This is a genomic window from Caldicellulosiruptor bescii DSM 6725 (assembly GCF_000022325.1).
Taxonomy (GTDB): domain Bacteria; phylum Bacillota; class Thermoanaerobacteria; order Caldicellulosiruptorales; family Caldicellulosiruptoraceae; genus Caldicellulosiruptor; species Caldicellulosiruptor bescii.
On sequence record NC_012034.1, the window covers coordinates 1,558,430 to 1,575,152 of the forward strand.

16 protein-coding genes are annotated in these 16,723 nt (G+C 35.0%); 2 read left to right on the plus strand and 14 right to left on the minus strand.

All coding sequences use genetic code 11. The features are described from left to right. Position 1: 1 nt before the first annotated feature. The 8 genes from hisB to pstB form a co-directional block, all read right to left on the minus strand. Positions 2–586 carry an imidazoleglycerol-phosphate dehydratase HisB gene (hisB, locus tag ATHE_RS07360; RefSeq protein WP_015907935.1) on the minus strand — a complete coding sequence of 195 codons (585 nt, stop codon included), beginning with the start codon at positions 584–586 and terminating at the stop codon, positions 2–4. Continuing rightward, positions 567–1,640 carry a histidinol-phosphate transaminase gene (gene hisC / locus ATHE_RS07365; RefSeq protein ID WP_015907936.1) on the minus strand — a complete coding sequence of 358 codons (1,074 nt, stop codon included), beginning with the start codon at positions 1,638–1,640 and terminating at the stop codon, positions 567–569. Before hisC ends, hisB begins: the two co-directional genes overlap by 20 nt. Beyond that, positions 1,633–2,928 (minus strand): histidinol dehydrogenase, encoded by a 1,296-nt coding sequence (gene hisD / locus ATHE_RS07370; RefSeq protein WP_015907937.1) that lies wholly within the window; start codon positions 2,926–2,928, stop codon positions 1,633–1,635. Before hisD ends, hisC begins: the two co-directional genes overlap by 8 nt. After that, positions 2,925–3,554: an ATP phosphoribosyltransferase gene (gene hisG, locus ATHE_RS07375; RefSeq protein ID WP_013430203.1), complete on the minus strand. Its 630-nt coding sequence runs from the start codon at positions 3,552–3,554 to the stop codon at positions 2,925–2,927. Before hisG ends, hisD begins: the two co-directional genes overlap by 4 nt. Further along, positions 3,551–4,732: an ATP phosphoribosyltransferase regulatory subunit gene (locus tag ATHE_RS07380; RefSeq protein WP_015907938.1), complete on the minus strand. Its 1,182-nt coding sequence runs from the start codon at positions 4,730–4,732 to the stop codon at positions 3,551–3,553. The genes hisG and ATHE_RS07380 overlap by 4 nt, the downstream gene beginning before the upstream one ends. 138 nt (positions 4,733–4,870) lie before the next feature. Continuing rightward, positions 4,871–5,410, minus strand: coding sequence for a QueT transporter family protein (locus ATHE_RS07385; RefSeq protein WP_015907939.1), 540 nt, complete (start codon positions 5,408–5,410; stop codon positions 4,871–4,873). Next, positions 5,407–6,084: a phosphate signaling complex protein PhoU gene (gene phoU, locus ATHE_RS07390; RefSeq protein WP_015907940.1), complete on the minus strand. Its 678-nt coding sequence runs from the start codon at positions 6,082–6,084 to the stop codon at positions 5,407–5,409. Before phoU ends, ATHE_RS07385 begins: the two co-directional genes overlap by 4 nt. Before the next feature lie 30 nt (positions 6,085–6,114). Further along, complete coding sequence (gene pstB / locus ATHE_RS07395) at positions 6,115–6,864, minus strand: phosphate ABC transporter ATP-binding protein PstB (RefSeq protein ID WP_013430199.1); 750 nt, start codon at positions 6,862–6,864, stop codon at positions 6,115–6,117. A 223-nt stretch (positions 6,865–7,087) separates the two neighbouring features. Here pstB and ATHE_RS07400 point away from each other — a divergent pair, with 223 nt between their 5' ends. Further along, the gene (locus tag ATHE_RS07400) at positions 7,088–7,714 is read left to right on the plus strand and encodes a DUF47 domain-containing protein (RefSeq protein WP_015907941.1); all 627 of its coding nucleotides are present in this window, start codon (positions 7,088–7,090) and stop codon (positions 7,712–7,714) included. Next, positions 7,707–8,705, plus strand: coding sequence for an inorganic phosphate transporter (locus tag ATHE_RS07405; protein WP_015907942.1), 999 nt, complete (start codon positions 7,707–7,709; stop codon positions 8,703–8,705). The genes ATHE_RS07400 and ATHE_RS07405 overlap by 8 nt, the downstream gene beginning before the upstream one ends. 17 nt (positions 8,706–8,722) lie before the next feature. Here ATHE_RS07405 and ATHE_RS07410 read toward each other — a convergent pair whose 3' ends face one another. The 6 genes from ATHE_RS07410 to ATHE_RS07435 all read right to left on the minus strand — a co-directional run bounded on the left by ATHE_RS07410 (position 8,723) and on the right by ATHE_RS07435 (position 16,659). Beyond that, positions 8,723–10,450, minus strand: a complete 1,728-nt coding sequence (locus tag ATHE_RS07410) for a sensor histidine kinase (RefSeq protein WP_015907943.1) — start codon at positions 10,448–10,450, stop codon at positions 8,723–8,725. Between the two features lie 3 nt (positions 10,451–10,453). Next, positions 10,454–11,152, minus strand: coding sequence for a response regulator transcription factor (locus tag ATHE_RS07415; protein ID WP_015907944.1), 699 nt, complete (start codon positions 11,150–11,152; stop codon positions 10,454–10,456). Then, positions 11,153–11,947 (minus strand): peptidoglycan editing factor PgeF, encoded by a 795-nt coding sequence (gene pgeF / locus ATHE_RS07420; protein ID WP_015907945.1) that lies wholly within the window; start codon positions 11,945–11,947, stop codon positions 11,153–11,155. A gap of 56 nt (positions 11,948–12,003) precedes the next feature. After that, positions 12,004–12,657: a fructose-6-phosphate aldolase gene (gene fsa / locus ATHE_RS07425; RefSeq protein ID WP_013430193.1), complete on the minus strand. Its 654-nt coding sequence runs from the start codon at positions 12,655–12,657 to the stop codon at positions 12,004–12,006. A 64-nt stretch (positions 12,658–12,721) separates the two neighbouring features. Then, a complete protein-coding gene (locus tag ATHE_RS07430; RefSeq protein ID WP_015907946.1) occupies positions 12,722–14,020 on the minus strand; it encodes a bifunctional folylpolyglutamate synthase/dihydrofolate synthase in 1,299 nt (432 codons plus the stop codon). A gap of 14 nt (positions 14,021–14,034) precedes the next feature. Next, positions 14,035–16,659 carry a valine--tRNA ligase gene (locus ATHE_RS07435; protein WP_015907947.1) on the minus strand — a complete coding sequence of 875 codons (2,625 nt, stop codon included), beginning with the start codon at positions 16,657–16,659 and terminating at the stop codon, positions 14,035–14,037. Between the last annotated feature and the right edge of the window lie 64 nt (positions 16,660–16,723).

A 16,723-nucleotide genomic window follows, 5' to 3' on the forward strand; every position in this document is an offset into this window, starting at 1 on the left:
CTTATAACACTCCTTTTGACGATGGAATTCTATCATCGATTATCGTACAAGCTTCTTTTAAGGTTCTTCCAATAGCTTTAAAAATGGCTTCGCAAACGTGATGGTCATTCTCACCAGCAAGTTTTTTTATATGAACTGTGGTTTTAGAAGACCAAACAAAAGCTTTGAAAAACTCTACAACCATCTGAGAAGTCATATCTCCAAGCTTCGGTAGCTTAAAATCTACATCAAATGCCAAATATGGCCTTCCTGAGATATCCACTGCCACCATTATAAGTGCCTCATCCATAGGTAAAATAACATGCGCATATCTTTTTATACCTCTTTTATCTGACAAAGCCTTTAAAAAAGCCTGACCCAAAACTATTCCGACATCTTCTATGGTGTGATGGTCGTCAATGTATATATCACCCTTCGCTTCAAGATCAATGTCAAATTTTCCATGATGAGAAAATAACTGAAGCATGTGGTCAAAAAAACCTATGCCTGTTGAGATTTTGTAATCACCATTTCCATCAATATTAAGAATTAACTTAATATCTGTCTCTTTTGTCTTTCTCTGAACTTCAGCAACTCTTTGACCCATCTTTTGCGTTCTCCTTTTTAAATCGAATGAGATTTTCTATTATTATATCATTATCTTGAGGCTTGCCCAATGTAATTCTTAAAAGTTTTTTGTCCCCCACCTCAAACTTTTTTACAAGAATTTTCTTCGCAACAAGGTATTCAAATATTCTGTCGGCATACTCATCTACAACTGTCACAAAGTTTGCTTCAGACTGAATAACATAGTAGTATTCTTTGAGTTTTTGTATCATCCTATCTCTTTCATCTTTTATTAGCTGGATGTTATCTTTTAGCTTTTCGAAATTTTCAAGCACCTTGATAGCTATGTTTTGGGTTAAGACATTGACATTATAGGGAGGTTTTACTTTGTGAAGGTTTTTTATAATATTTTCATTTGCAATGCCATAACCACATCTTATACCTGCAAAACCTATTTTTGAAAATGTTTTAAGTATAATTGTATTATTGTATCTTCTTACAAACTCTATATAGTCAACATCGCTGTATTCACCATAGGCGTTGTCAATTACTATAAGCTTTGAAGGAAATGCTTCTACAAGAGCTTTTAAATTTTCAGCGCTCCATGCAATACCAGTTGGATTATTTGGAGTATCAATAAATATTACCTTTATTTTCTCATTTGCACTTATCTTAGTAATTACCTTTTCAACATCAATTTTCCATTGGGAAGTAATATCAAAAAAACAAAATCTTATGTCAAAAAGTTCAGCAGTTATCCTATACATTGTAAACGAAGGATATAGGAAAAATACCTGGTCATCCTGCTCACAGCATGCTTGAACAATAAGCTGAATTATCTGGTCTGAACCATTTCCTACAATAAAATTTTCACTTTTCAACCTGTAAAACCTTGCTAAAGCATCTTTGATTGGTTGAGAATTAATTTCTGGATAAAAACGCAAATTAGGTATACTATTTTTTAAAATATCCAAAATTATGTCTTTTAACTCTTCAGGAATTTCAAGAAGATTTTCGTTAGCATCTGCTTTAACTAAACATTCTATTTGGGGTGTTGTATAGTTTGAAAAATTTTCTAATCTTTTTTTAAACATCTTCTAACCTCACCTTCAACGAATTTGCATGAAAGAGAAAACCTTCTTTTTGCGCTATGTTTATTGCATGTGGTGCATCTGTCAAAAACTGTTCTTTTGAATACTTTATTAAACTCATTCTCTTGACAAAATCATAAACCCCGAGGGGAGAAAAGAAACTTGCTGTACCAGATGTTGGCAGTACATGATTTGGTCCTGCGATGTAGTCTCCAATAGGTTCAGGGGAATATTCACCTACAAAAACTGCACCAGCGTTTCTGATCTTAAACAACACTTTTTCTGCATCATTGCAACAAATCTCTAAGTGCTCAGGTGCAATTATATTCGCAATCTCAGCAGCCTCAAAAAGATCGTCAACAACTATTATCACACCGTTTTTTTCGATAGCTTCAAAAGCAACTGAGTGTTCAAATCTTGCAAGCATCTTATCAACATTCTCAGAAACCTCTTGAGCTATCTGTAAAGATGTTGTCACTAAAATACATCTTGCCATGGGGTCGTGTTCCGCCTGAGACAGCAAATCTGCAGAAATGTATTTCGGATTTGCAGAACCATCTGCAATAACCATTACTTCACTTGGTCCTGCTACTGAGTCAATATCTACATATCCAAACAACAATTTTTTAGCAGTTGCTACATAGATATTTCCTGGTCCCACAATCTTATCTACCTTGGGGATAATCTGTGTCCCAAACGCAAGTGCCGCAACTGCTTGAGCTCCTCCCACTTTATAAATCTCATCAATGCCACAAATTTTTGCTGCTGCCAAAGTGTACTTGCTGATACTCTTGTTCTTGTCAGGTGGAGTTACCATTATTATTTTTTCAACGCCAGCAACTTTTGCAGGAATTGAATTCATCAAAACTGTTGAAGGATAAGCTCCTTTCCCACCGGGAACATAAATTCCTACTTTTTTAAGAGGTATAATAATCTGGCCAAGTAACGATCCATTTTTTGTATAAAACCAGCTTTCCTCTTTTTGCCTCATGTGATACTCATAGATATTTTTATACGCAGCATTCAAAGCATTTATGAAATCACTATCTTCTTTTTCACATTCAAAATATGCTCTTTCAATCTCTTCTTGGACCACTCGCAGCTCATTCAAGCAAATACCCTTACAATCAAACATCCGGGTGTAGTAAAGCAATGCTTCATCTTTCTTATCTTTTACATCAGAGATTATTCTGCGAACCTTCTGTTCAATTTCTTCCTCGTTTCCCCATTTTCTTATTTTAGCCGTCTCTATGTAGTTTTCAATCTGTTGTTTGCTGGACAAGATTCTCACTCTTCAATCATCCTTTCCAAACGATTTATAATATCATCTATCTGAGTTTTTAATTTTAGACTTGCCCTGTTTGCAATAAGCCGAGCACTAATGTCGTATAGCTTTTCATATACTTCAAGTCCATTTTCCTTCAGAGTTCTACCACTTTCTACAATATCTACTATCATGTCTGAAAGTCCTAAAATAGGAGCAAGCTCTACTGAACCATTGAGCTTTATTATCTTTACATCCTCACCCCTAACATTTTCAAAATACTCTTTAGCAATGTTAGGAAATTTAGTTGCAATTGTCTTATCAGGCTTTTTCAAAAGAGCTTCGCTTATCCCTTTAGGTCCTGCCAAGGCTACAAAACATTTCCCAATCTTTAAATCTAAAAGTTCGTACACTCTCTTATTCATTTCAAGCAACACATCTTTACCAACAACACCAACATCTGCAACTCCATATTCCACATAAGTGGGCACGTCAAAAGGTTTTACCATGAGAAAACGCAGAGAATTTTGAGTGTCCTCGATGATCAATTTTCTGCTTTCCTCAGATATATCAATGTCTACAAGTGATGCTCTTTTCAAAAGTTCAACTGTTTGCTGGGCTAACCTTCCTTTTGGCAACGCTATAGTGATCATTCTAAATCCTCCAAAACATATGTTTTTACACCTTCTTCATCTATATACATGAATTTCTCAACCTTCATAGCTTTGCTAATAAGAAAGGCTTCTTCTATTTTTGCCGGTACTGTATAAAAGTAAATCTTCTGTTTTTCATTGTCTGTCTTAAGAAGCAGTTTTAATGCCATTTTAAAGTGCCCTTCCTTATAAAAAACAAGGCTATCGTAAAATTTATCATTCCTTGGAATATTTTTTAGTTTCCACTCTAAAATTCTGTCTAAACCAATTGCAAATCCAATGGCGTATAGTTTGGTACCAAATATTTCACACAAATTATCGTATCTACCACCATTTAGCACAGGATAGCCAAGTTCTTGTATATAACCAGAAAATATTATACCTGTGTAATAGTTTAGATGTTTTACCATTCCAAAGTCGATAGTAATATAATTTTGATAACCCAGTTTTATCATATTATTATATATCTCACTTAGTCTCTCAATCGCCAGTTTAGATATCTCATTGTTTGCAAACTTTTTAGCCTCTTTTATCTTGTCCTCTCTACCATAAAGTCTTGTGAGATTTCTGAAAATATCTATAACTTTTTGGGAAATGCCCTTTCGAATCAAAAAGTTTTCAATCCCTATATAGTCCTTCTTGTCAACAAGCTTGCAGAGCACTTCTGATGAAGCCTCATCAATCTCACAGTCCTTAGCAATTCCTTTAAAGAAATTTACCTCTCCAACATCTATTGTAAAGTTATTCACTCCAAGTTCAAGTAAACTTTCTACCGCAAGCGCTAATATCTCTAAGTCTATATAGAAACTATCAGATGTATGAAAGTTTTCTATGCCTGCTTGAAAAAATTCCCTCAAATCCCCTGCTTCTTGTTGAAGAAACTGATATGCCTTGCCAAAGTAACACAATTTGAGTGGATAAACTTTTGTCTGAAACTTAGCTGCAATCTCTGCAACCTTTGGAGTAAATTCATTTCTCAAGGCAATTACATTTCCATCGCTGTCCATAAACTTTATAGTGTTGCTGCCATTTAAGTTTTTTGACTTTTCATAATCTTCAAAAGTTGAAGGTTCAACCAATTTGTACCCAAATTTTTTAAATAAAAAGATAGTCCTTTCTCTTACCTCTTCTAAGGTATCAGACACTGGAGGATAGTAATCCACAAACTTTTTGCTCATTTTTTCTCCCTTTCATTACTTTATCATAATGAAGTGATGAATAGATATCATGTTATATTATATTACAAAAGAACTAAAAAAGCAACAAAAAAGTGGAGCCATCATCTTAATCATATAGGGCTCCACTTGTTAAGAAACTTATATGAGATTTTTGCCTTTCATCTGCTTTTCAAGTGCCAAAAATAAAGGTAACCCCAAAAAGTATGTGGCAATTGCCTCTCCCATTCCAATCGATAATAATGTAAAAAGATATCTGATAATTGGATTTAGATTTTTCAACCACTCAATTTTCAAGCTGCCTATAAAATATTGCCATATATAAGCTGATACAACCACAGCATTTACTATAATAGTGGGCAGAGGTAAAAAAGGCTTTTTCTTTATTCTGGTTGTAAGCAGCGCAGCTATTAGTGTTGCAAGAGAACCAAAAATCACATCATATATACCTGTTATACTTACTACCATGCCATATAGGTTTGCTAAAAAACACCCCACAAACAGACCAATGGTAGCTGAAACTGGCATCAAGGCAGGAAGAAGAGTAAGTGCCTCTGATATTCTTATCTGCAATGGTCCATATGATATAGCTGGTAGAAACGCGGTTAAAACAAAATATAATGCTGCAATCAGAGCAGCCCTTGCAATTACCTTACTGTCAATCTTAATTTTCCTTTTCACCTTGTTTCATCTTCCCTGCCTTCCCATTCATGTTTATGCATACCTGTTATCTTGTACACAACCCATTCGGCTATATTTGTAGAGTGGTCTGCTATTCTTTCTAAATATTTTATGACCAATAAAAACTGAACGCATTGAGAAACTGCTGCAGAATTTTCTTTCATTATTTGCTCAAGTTCATCAATAAGGTTTTGATACATTGTATCAACCAAATCATCACGCTTGACAACAGACTTTGCAAGTTCTATGTCAGAATTTACATACGAGTCTAATGCATCTTTTAACATCGAACGAGTAATTTCAGCCATTTTAGGAATGTCAATTAAAGGTTTTACATAATCCTCTTTTGCAAGCTTGAGCGTTATCTGAGAAATATCCTCTGCATGGTCAGCAATCCTCTCAATATCTGTTGCAATTCTCATCGCAGTTATTATAAGTCTTAGGTCACTTGCAAGCGGCTGTTGAGTAGCAATAACAATAGCACATTTTTTCTCTATCTCTTCTGTAAGCTCATCAATTTTATCATCGTTATCTATTATTCTTTGTGCAAGTTCAACATCTTTTGTCTTAAGTGCCAAAATTGCTTTGTCAATAGCCTCTTCTGCCATAGCTCCCATCTTAAGAATATCAAGATGAATTTCTTTGAGCTCATTTTCAAATGTCGGTCTTGTCATATCAAAAGTTCACCTCTCAACATAATATAATTATCCGAACCTACCAGTAATATAGTCCTCTGTTCTTTTGTCCCGAGGGGTATTAAATATAGTGATTGTCTTGTCAAACTCTACAAGCTCTCCATTTAAGAAAAATCCTGTAAAATCAGAAATTCGAGCAGCCTGTTGCATATTATGAGTGACTATTATTATTGTGTAGTTTTTCTTGAGCTGTTCTAAAAGCTCTTCTATTTTTAATGTTGAAATTGGGTCAAGAGCAGATGTTGGCTCATCAAGCAAAATTACCTCAGGCTCGACTGCCAAAACCCTTGCAATGCAGAGCCTTTGCTGCTGGCCTCCAGAGAGCGAAAATGCACTTTTTTTCAGCCTATCCTTTACTTCATCCCACAGATAGGCTTTTTTAAGGCTGCTTTCTACAATCTCATCAAGTACTTCTTTCTTTTTAATACCATGAATTCTTGGCCCATACGCTACATTGTCATATATGCTCATTGGGAATGGATTGGGTTTTTGAAATACCATTCCAATTTTTTTTCTAAGTTGAATAACATCAATCTCTTTGTAGATGTTTTTGCCTTCAAAATATACAGTTCCTTCTATTTTTACGTTTTCAATAAGGTCATTCATTCTATTTAAAGTCCTCAAGAAAGTAGATTTTCCACAGCCAGATGGTCCTATCAATGCAGTTATAGCTTTTTCGTTTATCTTTATATTTATATTTTTCAGAGCATGGTTCTCCCCATAATATAGATTTAAATCCTTTGTTTCTATTATTACCATCTTGAAGAAACCTCTCCCTACTTTTTGATAGCTACAACTTGTATATTTTATAATTATAACATTAAATTCTTGTTTAATGTATGTTAAAACTGTGTTAAATATTATATAATATTCTTTGTGCAATGTAAAACTTTTTATGAGGTTCGCAGGATTGATAAACAAAAATAACTTTTATTAAAATGGTCTTTGTGGCAAAAATTCTACAAAGAAGGGGTTGTGAAATATGTGGAACATAATTCCAAAAGAAAACCAGTTTTTTGTTTTATTGGCAAACGCTGTTGAAAATGCTTATCAATCAGCAGTGATGTTAAATCAACTCCTCAATAACCTTTCAAATATGCAAGAGCTTATCTCAAAGCTTGAAAAAGCTGAAAACAAAGGGGATGATATTACCCACCAAGTAATTGAACTCCTCAACAAAACTTTTATCACACCTCTTGACAGAGAAGATTTGTTTGCAATAATCAAAGAGATTGACAACATTGTCGATTCGCTCGAAACAGTTGCGCATAGGTTTGAAATCTATAATGTAGACACAGTTAAGCCTGAGGCAAAGATCTTATCGGAAATGATCATAAACTGCACAAAAGAATTAAAAGGAGTAGTAGAAAATCTAAAGGATTTAAAAAATACTAAACTCATAAAAGAAAAAATAATAGAAGTAAATAGAATTGAAGATGAAGGTGACATTGTGTACAGAAATGCAATTAAAAAACTTTTTGCTGAAAATAAGGACAAGCCTATTGAAGTAATCATTTGGAAAGAAATTTTTGGCTTTTTGGAAGACACACTTGATGCGTGTGAAGATGTAGCAAATGTAATAGAAGGGGTTGTGACAAAAAATGCATAACATACCACTTAATTTACTTTTAATAATCATTTTAGCTCTGACTTTTGACTTTATAAACGGCTTTCATGACACGGCAAATGCTATTGCAACATCAGTTTCAACAAGAGTGTTAACACCACGCACTGCCATATTTATGTCAGCAGTTTTTAATTTCTTTGGTGCAATGATCAACACAAAGGTTGCAAAGACAATTGGCCATGAAATAGTTGATCCAAAGTTTGTTACCCAAAACCTTGTGCTTGCGGCTGTAATTGCGGCAATTTTGTGGGACTTGATTACATGGTGGTGGGGAATACCTTCTTCCTCATCACATGCAATAATTGGTGGTCTTGTGGGTGCTGCAATTGCCGCAACAAAATCACTTGCCGATATAAATTGGATAGGATTTGTCAAAAAGATTGTTCTTCCTTTGATTGTCTCTCCTATCTTAGGTTTTGTTTTTGGATACCTATTTATGATGATTCTTTACATATTGTTTGCCAAAGTACATCCAACAATTGTGAATAGATACTTTTCAAAGTTCCAAATACTCTCTGCAATGTGGATGGCATATAGTCATGGTTCAAACGACGCCCAAAAATCCATGGGAATAATAACTATGGCGCTGGTAGGCAGTGGAATCTTAAATGAGTTTGTTGTACCTGACTGGGTTAAATTTACCTGTGCTCTCGCTATGGCTCTCGGTACATCAGTAGGTGGCTGGCGAATAATTAAAACAATGGGAATAAAGATAATAAAACTTGCACCAATAAACGGCTTTGCAGCAGAAACTGGTGCAGCTTTAACAATCCAGTTTGCAACTCATATTGGCGCACCAGTTTCCACCACTCATGTCATCTCATCCTCTATTATGGGGGTAGGTGCATGTAAAAAGTTTTCAGCTGTTAGATGGGGGGTTGCAAGAAATATTGTTATTGCATGGGTTTTGACAATTCCAATGTGTGCTCTATTGGGAGCTATCATTTCTATACTAATCAGCTGGATAGCATAACTATAAATAAGGCTGGCCTATTGATGTGGGTCAGCCTTTTTTACAATTGGAATTGTTACCGTAAACTCACTGCCTATACCTTCCTGGCTTTCAACCCAAACTTTTCCTCCATAAAGCTCTACTATGTGCTTTACAATAGAAAGACCCAAGCCTGTGCCTCCAAACTTTCGGGACCTTCCCTTATCCACTCTGTAAAATCTTTCAAATATCCTCTCAATTTCCTTTTCAGGAATTCCAATTCCTGTATCCTTAACCTTTATAACAATTAAGTTATCTAATTTCTCTACAGTCACCCATACTTTCCCATTTTCTTTGTTATAAACAATTGCATTATCTATTAAATTTATAAAAATCTGCTTTAGCCAATCGCGATATATGTTCATCTCAAGACCCTCTTGGACCTTTATATCAAGTTGAATATTCTTCTTCTCAGCTTTTATTTTTAAAAGTTCGATAATCTCAAGCACAACTTCTTTAACCACCACTTTTTCTTCTAAAATGGGCATTGCCGCATTCTCTATTTCCGAAAGATAGAGAAGATCATTTATAAGTCTCACAAGCCTTTCTACCTCAACCTCAATAATGTTGAGAAACTTAATAGCAACATCTTTATCATCAATTGCACCATCTTTAAGTGTTTCTACAAAACCCTTTATTGAAGTAAGTGGTGTTTTGAGTTCATGCGATACATTTGCCACAAAGTCAGACCGAATTCTTTCTAACTTTTTCAAAAAGGTAATATCACTTAATATTAAAAGTATACCTTCTTTATTGTCTTCATATGAAATTTTCTTCTTATTTATTTTCAGAAACTTTGTTTTATTATTGATACTAATTTCAATCTCCTTTTCATTTATATCCTGTTGGAAAAGAAACTCGAAAAGTTCATATACTCGGACGCATTCAAGTAAACTAAATCCAACTTTGAGGTTAGTTTCAAGAATGTTTTCTGCTCCCCTGTTGAACGTAAGTATTCTTTTATTCATATCAAAAAAGATTATACCAATGTCTAATGAGTCTAAAAGAGAAGTGAGCCTTTTTCTTAATATATTAGATTCGCCAATCTTTTCCTCCAAAAGCTGATACATCTTTGAAAAGCTAAGACTAAGCCACTTCAAATCTTTTGGACTTTTCACATCTTGAATGCTAAACTTTTCAAGTCCTTCTGAAATAAGCGAAATCAGGCCTTTTAACGGTTGATATAAAACAGATGAGATTCCTATTGCCAAGGCTATACCCAGAAAAATACACATCACTGCAAATTTTAGAGTATTTAATAAAACCTTTTTTAAGATTGTGTCTACTTTGTCAAGAGGAACTGAAACTCTTATAAACATTAATGTATTGTAAATTTTAACTTTTTTTGCTGCATACAAAAAGTAATGCCCCAGTGTTTTGCTCCTTCTCATCGAAAACTCTACTTTTCCAAAAACTCTATTGGCATTTGCAATCTCTGGTCTTTTTAAGTGATTTTCCATTTTCTTTACATTTGCTTCAGAGTCGTAAAGAACAACCCCACTGCTACCAACAATAGTTACTCTAAAATCGCCCTTGTTATAGATATTATTCAGTTTATCAACACCAAAAGAATAAATGTATTTTTCAACTTCATTTATTTTTGCAACAAGCCACTTTTTGTTTTCCTCTATATATATGTTTTTATAAGTCTCATATGAAAGAATTCCTTGAAGAAGTGTTATAACTACCACAACTAATATAGTATAACCAAAAAGCTTCGACCTCATGCTTTACTCAGACCTTTCATTAAACCTGTAACCCACGCCTCTAACTGTTTCTATGTATCGTGGATTTTTCTCATCGTCCTCAAGTTTTCTTCTCAAAAATCGTATGTGTACATCAACCGTTCGTGTGTCTCCATCAAACTCGTATCCCCATACCCTTTGCAAAATAAAGTCTCTGTCCAACACCCTGCCTCTGTTTTCGATAAGAAGCTTTAAAAGCTCAAACTCTTTGAATGAAAGAGATACATCCTGGTTATTTTTCTTGACAGTTCTTTTCGAAAAGTCCACTTCTATATCTCCAAACTTGACCTTATCTTCCACCTCAGGCCTTAAACTCTCTACTCTTCTCAAAAGTGCCTTTACTCTTACAACCAGCTCTTTTACACTAAAAGGCTTTGTTATATAGTCATCTGCGCCAAGCTCAAGCCCAAGTATCTTATCAATCTCCTCAGATTTTGCAGATAGTAAAATCACTGGCAAATTTTTTGTATCTTTATTAAATCGAATCTCTTTTAAAACTTCATATCCGTCCTTGTCACTCATCATAATATCGAGTATAACAAGGTCAACTTTATTATGCTTTAAAATCTCAAGTGCTAATATGCCACTATCTGCTTCAAATGTATTATATCCTTCTTTTCTAAGATTAAATTTAAGAAGCTCAAGAATATGCTGCTCATCATCAACTATTAAAATATTCTTCATTTACCTTCTCACCATCCTCAAGATTGCCACCATACTTCCCAATTTCTCTGGTCTGTTTAGGTCTCTTCTGTACGAAAAGAATAGGTCTGCATCTTCATATGTGCACATATCGCAGGATATTATCTGACAGCTCTCAATACCATTCTTTTTCAAGTCAATCATTATTGCTTTTTTCAAATCGATAAAAAAACTCTCTTTAGACTCCAAACAAACCTCATCTCCAAACTCTCTCAAAAACATCTCGTAAACATCTTTACCCACCTCAAAATGTCTTTTACATATCCCTGGACCAATCGCCACAAGTAAATCTTCAGCTGAAGATAAAAATTTCTTCTTTAGAATCTGGAGAGCATTTTCGGTTATATGCTGCAAAGTCCCTCTCCAACCAGAATGAATCAGAGAAATTACTCTTGTCTTTGTATCGACAATATAAACAGGAAAACAATCAGCATGCATTGTTATAAGTGCAATTCCATGGACATTTGTTACAAGTCCGTCAGCCTCTACCTCTTGATTATATTCAAAAAAGTCAAATCCTCTTTCTACAATTATTATATCATTTTTATGCACCTGTTTTGCATAGAAAATATTTCTATGGTCTATTTTTAAAGCCTCAAAAAGAATGCGAAAGTTTTTGTCCACTTCATCTTTCTGTGCAGTCCATTTATAGCTCAGATTGAAACTATCGTGTCCACAACCCTTTCGTGTTGTAAAAAAACCCTCTATACCATAATCTTCAAATTCACTTATTCTAAATATCTCTATCCCATTTATATTCTCTTTTACAAATCCCATCTTTCCCCTCCAGTCAAAAATTTAAAAAAAACAGCAACCCTTCTTTCAGGGTTGCTTTAACTTTTCTTGGGTACCTTTTCCCAGTCTTTCAAGAATCTTTCGATACCAACATCGGTCAGAGCATGTTTTGTCATCTGCTCTAAAACTTTAAACGGCACTGTTGCTATATGAGCACCTGCTTTTGCAGCTTCAATAACATGTATAGGATGTCTTATACTTGCTGCAATTATCTCTGTTTTAATGTCAGGATAGTTCTTGAATATTTGTACAATCTCCTTTATAAGCTCTATACCATTTTGCCCAATATCGTCAAGTCTTCCCACAAATGGTGATACATAAGTTGCTCCAGCTTTTGCCGCTAAAAGTGCTTGAGCTGCTGAGAAGATGAGTGTAACATTTGTCTTAATACCTTCTTTCGAAAGAACTGACACAGCTTTGAGCCCCTCTGCAGTCATTGGAATTTTAATAACTATATTTTTATGAATCTTTGCTAAATCTCTTGCCTCTTCAATCATACCTTCTGCTTTAAGAGAAATTACCTCTGCAGAGATTGGACCATCTACAATTGAACAAATCTCATTAACTACTTCTTTGAAATCTCTGCCCTCTTTCGCAATCAAAGACGGATTTGTAGTAACACCACAAATTATTCCCCAAGAATGAGCTTCTCTTATCTCATTCACATTTGCAGTATCAATAAAAAGTTTCATTTCTGACAACACCTCTTTCTTTTAATTTTCTTCGTATTAATATTTTATAGCAATTGCTGTATAATTACAACCTACTTAACATGCTTTTCAGAAAACCTCTTGCTGCCCCTACAAGATATAAAGAACCACAAATTATGACTGCATCATCTTCATTACACAAACCTAATGCATATTTAATTGCTTCTCTGAAATCTGGTACAAACTCAACACCACACTTATGCGAAATTTCAAGAGCTTCTTTTTCAGAAAAAGCTCTCTTTTGGGAAGGAACAAGAGTAAATATAACCCTTTGCGCCACACTCTTTATCAACGAAATCATCTTTTCATATTCTTTGTCCTTTAAAATTCCTACAACAGCCACAATCTTCTTATCATTTAAGTATATTTTGCAGTTTTCTACAAGCACTTTCATCCCATCTACATTGTGCGCACCATCTAATACAACCAAAGGTGTATCTATCAAAACCTCAAACCGACCGTTCCAGCGAGCATTCAATAGCCCTTTTATTAACGCTTCAGTTTTTATGTCATATTTTTCTTTCAAACATTCATACACATAAACACAATTTAGAGCATTTTCTACCTGATGTGTGCCAAGTAGCTTAATCTCAAGATTTTTATAAATTCCTTTTGGAGTAACACAATCAAAAACAATTCCTTCCAGTGTGCTCTTCAATACATGATAATTTCTTTCTACCTCGATTAGCTGAGCATTTTGCTCCTTGCACACTTTCGAAATAACCTCTTTTACCTCTTCATATCGCTGAAGTGCCAGTATTACTTTGGTATTTTGCTTTATTATTCCTGCCTTCTCGAAAGCAATTTTTTCAATTGTTGAACCTAAAATGTCCATATGATCAAAACCTATTGATGTAATTACGCAAATTTCAGGGTTTTCTACTACATTAGTTGCATCAAATCTTCCACCAAGTCCAACCTCAAGAACAACAAAGTCTACATTTTTTCTTTTAAAAAACTCAAAACCAATGGCAGTTACAACCTCAAACTCTGTGGGATGTGAAAAACCTTGTCTTATCAACTCTTCAATTCTTTCTTTTACAAACTCTGTAATACTGGCAAGTTCTTGATTGTCTATTGGTTGATTGTTGAGTTTTATCCTCTCGTTAAAAGATTCAAGAAAGGGTGAGGTATAAAGCCCCACCCTAAAGCCTGCCTCAATCAACATCTGATTTATAAAAGCACATGTGGAACCTTTCCCATTCGTGCCCGCAACGTGAATAACCTTTAACCCTTTTTGAGGATTACCCATAAACTCAAGAAGTTTTGTTATATTCTCAAGACCAAGCTTTGTACCAAATTTATAGGTTGAATGAATAAAATCTAAAGCTTGTTCATAAGTCATGGGCATCCTTAACATCACCTGAGACTTTCTAATCTTTCTATCTGCTGTACAACTGAAAGAAGCATCTGCTTGTATCTCTCGTATTTTTCTTTTTCTTCATTTACAACCTTTTCAGGTGCTTTTTGTAAAAAGTTTTGATTGTTCAGCAGTTTCTCAGATCTCTCAACCTCTTTTAAAAGTCTTTCCTTTTCATCAAGTAGTCTTTTAAGCTCTGCTTGAACATCAACTATTTCTTTCAATTTCACATACGCAACTCCCCAAGACAGTACTAAAGCTACGCTATCTTCTGGAGCTTCATTTGAGATTATAACCTGATCAAAATTTGCAAGTCTTTTGAGGTAAATCTCCCATAAGCTCAATTGATTTGCCATTGAAAGGTCATCAGTCTTTATATATACCTTAGGCTTGATATCAGGCTTGATGTTTTTCTCTAATCTCAAATTTCTCAGACTTCTTATGAGTTCTATAAGTTTTTCAACCATTTGAATGTCTTCAGTAAATTGATATCCCCTTGGCTTTGGCCAGGTTGCTATCACAAGACTCTCTTCAACATGTGGAAGGTTCAAATAAATTTCCTCTGTTACAAATGGCATAAACGGATGCAATAGTTTCAGAACATTTGTTAATACTGTCAACAATACATATTGAACTTCTTTATTGTTCTCGGCTTCTTTATTGTAAAGTATTGGTTTAGACATTTCAATATACCAATCGCAAAATTCATCCCATATAAAGTCATATAACTTTTGAGCAGCAATCCCAATTTCAAACTTTTCAAGGTTTTCTGTAACTTCGCTGATAAGTGTATCAAGCCTGGAAAGAATCCATCTTTCGGTAAATGTAAACTTGCTTTCATCAGGTTTAAAACTTGTGTCAATGTCAAGGTTCATGATCACAAATCTTGCAGCATTCCAAATCTTGTTTGCAAAGTTTCTATTAGCTTCAACCTTTTCCATATGAAATCTTGTGTCATTTCCAGGAGATATACCAGTGACAAGTGTAAATCTGAGCGCGTCAGCACCGTACTTTTCTATTACCTCAAGGGGATCTATACCATTGCCCAAGGATTTGCTCATCTTTCTCCCCTGAGCATCTCTTACAATACCGTGTATCAAAACATACTTAAAGGGTTCTTTACCCATATGCTCTAAACCAGAAAAAATCATCCTTGCAACCCAGAAGAAAATGATATCATATGCAGTTACCAAAACATCTGTTGGGTAGAAATACTTCAGGTCTTCTGTCTCCTCAGGCCAGCCAAGCGTAGAAAATGGCCACAGAGCAGACGAAAACCAAGTGTCAAGCGTGTCCTCATCTTGATACACGTTGGTAGAACCGCATTTTGAACATACCTTTACTTCTTCTCTGCTGACCATCATATTTTCGCAATCACGGCAATAATAAGCAGGAATTCTGTGCCCCCACCACAGCTGTCTTGATATACACCAGTCTTTTATATTCTCCATCCAGTTAAAGTATATCTTTTCAAATCTTTCAGGTATAAATTTAATCTTTCCTTCCTTCACAACTTTTATTGCAGGCTCTGCTAAAGGTTTCATCTTGACAAACCACTGTTTTGAGACAAGAGGCTCTATTACAGTTGAACATCTATAACAGTGTCCCACATTGTGAGTATAGTCCTCTTCTTTCACAAGAAGACCAAGATCTTTTAAGTCCTTTACAATATTCTTTCTTGCTTCATACCTCTCCTGCCCTGCATATTTTCCTGCATTTTCGTTCATATACCCTTTTGTGTCTATCACCTGAACCATTGGAAGGTTGTGTTTTTGCCCAATCTCAAAGTCGTTCGGGTCATGGGCAGGAGTTATCTTTACAACACCTGTTCCAAATTCCATGTCAACATAATCGTCTGCAATTATTGGTATTTCTCTATTCACAAGAGGAAGCACAACTGTCTTCCCAATCAAATGCTTGTATCTTTGGTCATTAGGGTTTACTGCAACGGCAGTATCACCCAGCATTGTTTCAGGCCTTGTTGTAGCCACAATCACATAGTACGAATTATCTTTTGCAGGGTATTTTATATAGTAGAGCTTTCCTTTTTTCTCCTCATATTCAACTTCGGCATCAGAAATTGTAGTGTGGCAGGTTGGACACCAGTTAATCATCCTCTCGCCTTTATATATAAGTCCTTTTTCATAAAGTCTTACAAAAACTTCTTTTACAGCATTTGAAAGTCCTTCGTCCATTGTGAACCTTTCTCTGTCCCAGTCACAAGATGCCCCCAGTTTCTTGAGTTGTTCAATAATCCTGCCACCATATACTCTTTTCCACTCCCACGCACGCTCTAAAAACTTCTCTCGCCCTATCATCTCCTTCGTTAAGCCTTCTTCTTTCATCTTTTCAACAATCTTTGCCTCTGTTGCAATGCTTGCATGGTCAGTACCAGGAAGCCAAAGTGCACAGTATCCCTGCATTCTTTTGAACCTAATAAGAATATCTTGGATGGTATTGTTCAGTGCATGGCCCATATGTAACTGCCCTGTAATATTTGGAGGTGGAATAACAATTGTAAAAGGTTTTTTTGAATAATCAATCTTTGCATGGAAATACTTTTTATCAAGCCACATTTTGTAGAGCCTGTCTTCTACCTCTTTCGGATTATATACTTTTTGCACTTTCACATCCCCCTTAAAATGTTTTTATTTCATATTTTATATTATTTCAATTTTAATTTTGTTT